Source organism: Mycobacterium sp., from assembly GCF_049683355.1.
Taxonomy (GTDB): Bacteria; Actinomycetota; Actinomycetes; order Mycobacteriales; family Mycobacteriaceae; genus Mycobacterium.
Genome location: NZ_JBAUJB010000231.1, coordinates 1 through 4,588 on the forward strand (window position 1 = coordinate 1; position 4,588 = coordinate 4,588).

A 4,588-nucleotide genomic window follows, 5' to 3' on the forward strand; every position below is an offset into this window, starting at 1 on the left:
GGCTGCGGTAGAAGGAGAGCAGCCGGGCGTGCTCGCCGTCGCCGACCTCGCCCCAGTTCAGCTTCGAGCGTTCGAACGTCGCCGGATCCTGCGGGTCGGGGATCTCGTCGGCATCCCAGCCGTGCTCGGCGAACTCCTTCTTGCGGCCCTCCGCTGTCGCCCGGGCCAGCTCGGGTTCGGGATGGGAGCTGAAGAACTGGAACGGCGACGACGATGCCCACTCCTCACCCATGAACAGCATCGCCGTGTAGGGGGAGCCGAGTGCGAGGGCCGCCTTGATCGCGAGCTGGCCGGTGGTCAGGTTCTGCGACGGCCGGTCACCGATCGCGCGGTTGCCCACCTGGTCGTGGGTCAGCGTGTAGGCCAACAGGCGGGTGGCCGGGATCGTCGCGGTGTCCAGTGGCCGTCCGTGCCGACGATGCCGGAACGACGAGTACGTGCCCGCGTGGAAGTAGCCGTGCCGCAGGGTCTGCGCCAGCGTCTCGAGGGTGCCGAAGTCGCCGTAGTAGCCCTGTCGTTCACCCGAGACAGCGGCGTGGATCGCGTGGTGGATGTCGTCGTCCCACTGGGCGGTCATTCCGAGGCCGCCCTGGTCGCGCGGCGTGATCAGCCTCGGATCGTTCATGTCGCTCTCGGCGATCAGCGACAGCGGCCGCCCCACTTCGGCTGCCAGCGCGTCGGTCTCGGCCGACAGCTCCTCGAGGATGTGGATGGCCGTGGTGTCCACCAGGGCGTGCACCGCGTCCAGCCGCAACCCGTCGGCGTGGAAGTCACGCATCCAGCGCAGCGCACAATCCAGGATGTAGCGGCGTACCGGGTCGGCGTCGGCGTCGGCGATGTTGATCGACTCGCCCCAGGGGTTGCTGCCTGTCGACAGATAGGGCCCGAACTCGGGCAGGTAGTTCCCCGACGGGCCTAGGTGGTTGAACACCGCGTCGATCAGCACACCGAGCCCGCGGGAGTGGCAGGCGTCGATCAACCGGATCAGTGCGTCGGGGCCACCGTAGGGTTCGTGCACCGCGTACCACAGGACCCCGTCGTAGCCCCAGCCGTGCGTTCCACCGAACGCATTGACAGGCATCAGCTCGACGAAGTCGACGCCGAGGTCGAGCAGGTGCTCCAGCTTCCCGATCGCCGAATCGAATGTCCCCTCGGCGGTGAATGTTCCGGCGTGCAGCTCGTAGATCACCGCGCCCTCGATGGAGCGCCCTTGCCACCCGCTGTCGGTCCACGCCTCAGGCGAGGGACGCCACAGCTGCGAACGTTCGTGCACGCCTTCGGGTTGGCGCGGCGACCGGGGATCGGGCAACACCTTCGGACCGTCGCCGACGACGAACCCGTAACGGGCGTCGGGAGCGGCGTCGACAACCGCGTGCCACCAGCCGTCATCGGTGCGCGTCATGGGGTGCAGCGCACCGTCGACGTCGACGCGGACCCGGTCTGGTCGCGGCGCCCAGACGGTGAACTCGTGTTCAGCCATCGGCGCGCACCAACAATGCCACCGGCAGCTCACCGAACAGCTCGCCCGCCGGCACCTCGCCGGCGTGTGTCGAGCCGCTGAGGACGTCGTTCCAGTGTCCATCGGGAAGCGCCAAGGTGGTATCACCCCAACCACTGTCGGCCAACCGGACCGTCCACCGGCTGACGGCGACCAGTACGTCGTCACCGCGCAGGAACGCCACGACGTGCTCGGAGGATGCGCCGTCGGCCGGCACCGGGCGGTATCCGCCGGACAGGAATGTGTCGGGTCGTCGCCGACGCAACTGCAACGCCGCGCGCACCACCCGCATCTTGGGGTGCGAGTCGGCGGCCAGCTCGTGGCGACGCAGCGAGTAGTCGACCGGGCGTCGATTGTCCGGATCGACCAGGCTGTCCTCCCAGAGCTCGGTGCCCTGATACACGTCCGGAATACCGGGGGCCGTCAGCCCGACGAGCTTCTGACCCAGCGCATCTGCGCGGGCATGCTCGTCCAATCTGGCCAGGGTCGCGGTCAGCTCCACCGCGACGGGGCCGTCCAGCACCGCGTCCAGCCAGTCGTGCACGGCAGCCTCGAAATCCGCGTCGGGGTCGTTCCACGTGGTGTGCAGCGCGGCTTCCCGGATGGCCTTCTCCGCGTAGCCGTGAAGGCGTTGGCGCAGTTCGGTGCCCACTGTCCCGTCTGCAGGCCAGACACCGAAGATGTTCTGCCACAGGAACAGTCCGGTGAGTGGGTCGGGGGATGGGGTCGTCCGTTCCCAGCCCTGGACCAGCTCGCTCCACAGCGAGGGGACCTGCGACAGCACCCCGATGCGTGCCCGCACGTCCTCGCCGCGCTTGGTGTCGTGGGTGGTCAAGGTGGTCATCGCGTGCGGCCACAGCGCTGCGCGGTCCGCGGCGCGCCGGTGGAACTCCGCGGCACTGACGCCGAAGTACTCCGGTTCACCGCCCACCTCGTTGAGCGACACCAGCCGGGCGTCGCGGTAGAACAGGCAGTCCTCCATCGCCTTCGCCGTGGCCGCTCCACACAGCTGCTGCAGTCGCACGCCCACCTCTGGGTTGCGGGTCATGGCGGTCATGAACAGCGCGAGCGGGTCGGCGAGCTCCGGTTGCGCCGAAGCGGTCTCGGCGACGGCGACCGGCAGCACCGAGGTGAGCGTCAGGTAATCCGAGCGGTAGACGCCGATGTGGCTCAGCAGGGCGGCCACCGCGTCGGGGAGCCTCTCGTGGTCACGCCCGGTGGCCCCGACGACCGCCCGGCGAAGTCGGCGCAACTCGCTGGCCAGCGTCTCGGTGACGGCTTTCACCTTGAGTTCGCGCGCGGTCTCGGCAGCCGCCGCATGGTCGCCGCCCGCCGAATCGACCAGGGCGGTCAGCGATTCGACACCGGTCGGGTCGACGAACAGCCCGCCCGCTTCGCGCAGCGCGTCGTACCCGGTGGTGCCTGCCACGGGCAGGCTGGGATCCAGCGGCTCGTCGACAGCGAGGATCTTCTCGATGACGATCCAGGCTTGCGGCCCCGCGAGTTCCCGCAACCAGGTCAAATAGCCTGCGGGATCGGATAACCCGTCCGGATGGTCGATGCGGATGCCGTCGACGAGTTTCTCGGAAAACCACCTGCGCACCTCGGCGTGGGAGCCGTCGAAGACCGCGCGGTCCTCTTGTCGCAGACCCGCCAGCGAGGTGATCGAGAAGAAGCGCCGGTAGCCGCAGGATCCGTTCCGCCAGCCGACCAGCCTGTAGTGCTGCCGATCGTGGACCTCGGCGCCGGTGCCGTCTGCGGTGCCGGGGCAGATCGGGTACTCCAGGTCGCCGCGTCGCAGCACGTCTCCGTCGACCACCAGGTCGGCGACATCGTCGTCAGAACCCAGGACCGGCAACACGATTCGGCCGTCCGGGTCGAGCGTCCAGTCGATGTCGAAGTACGAGCTGAGGGCCGACTCCCTGCCGTGGGTCAGCACGTCCCACCACCACCGGTTCTGCCGGGGCACGTCGACGCCGACATGGTTGGGCACGATGTCGACGATGAGGCCGAGGTTGCGACTGTGCGCCGCGTCCGCGAGTCGTTGCAGACCTTCTGCGCCGCCGAGTTCGGCCGACACGGTGGTGGGGTCGGTGACGTCGTAGCCGTGGCTGGATCCCTCGGCCGCGGTGAGGATGGGGGACAGGTAGAGATGGGAGACGCCGAGTTCGGCGATGTAGTCGACCAGCTCCGCCGCGTCGGCGAAGGTGAACGCTTCGCCGCTGGCCGGGCCGCGCATCTGCAACCGGTATGTCGATAGGATTCGCATCTGTCAGGCGGTCTTTCGCAAGACGAGCAGGGAACGCGGCTGCACCGAGATCTTCTCCCCGGCGGCAACCACCAGCTCGGTGCTACCCGTCGGGTCGGCGGTGTCCAGGTCGGCCGTCCACTGCTGCGCGTAGTAATCGGCCCGTGGTGCGACGAAGTCCTCCACTTCGTCGTGGGAGTTGAAGCACAGCAGGAAGGAGTCGTCGACGACACGCTCACCGCGCTCGTTGGGCGCCGGGATGGCCTGCCCGTTGAGGAACACCGCCACGCACTGGCCGAGTCCGGCCTCCCAGTCCTCGGCTGCCATCTCGTTGCCGGCCGGGGTGAGCCAGGCGATGTCTCTGGCCTGGGTGCCGGTGCGGATCGGTTTGCCCTCGAAGAACCGCCGGCGCCGGAACACCGGATGCTCCTTGCGGAATCTGACCACCTTGCGGGCGAACTCGAGCAGGTCTGCGTTGGTCTCGCACAACGACCAGTCCATCCAGGACAGATCGGAGTCCTGGCAGTAGACGTTGTTGTTGCCCCGCTGAGTTCGGCCGATCTCATCGCCGTGCGCGATCATCGGGGTGCCCTGCGACAGCATCAGCGTGCCCATGATGTTGCGCATCTGCTTGGCCCGCAGATCGAGGATCGACCGGTCCTGCGTGGGCCCCTCCACGCCGCAGTTCCAGGACCGGTTGTGGCTCTCCCCGTCTCGGTTGTCCTCGCCGTTGGCCTCGTTGTGCTTCTCGTTGTAGGACACCAGGTCGTTGAGGGTGAAGCCGTCGTGGCAGGTGACGAAGTTGATGCTGGCGCTGGGCCGTCGACCCGTCGCCTCATAGA

2 protein-coding genes and 1 pseudogene are annotated in these 4,588 nt (G+C 68.3%); all 3 read right to left on the reverse strand.

The window, feature by feature from the left end; translation table 11 throughout:
• Positions 1 to 1,480 (reverse strand): malto-oligosyltrehalose trehalohydrolase (gene treZ / locus WA944_RS13875; protein ID WP_526647046.1); only part of this gene is annotated, 1,480 nt, incomplete at its 3' end.
• Positions 1,473 to 3,767, reverse strand: a complete 2,295-nt coding sequence (gene treY / locus WA944_RS13880; RefSeq protein ID WP_526610046.1) for a malto-oligosyltrehalose synthase — start codon at positions 3,765 to 3,767, stop codon at positions 1,473 to 1,475. The genes treZ and treY, both read right to left, overlap by 8 nt.
• A 3-nt stretch (positions 3,768 to 3,770) precedes the next feature.
• A pseudogene (locus tag WA944_RS13885) lies at positions 3,771 to 4,588 on the reverse strand (glycogen debranching enzyme); the annotation flags it as partial.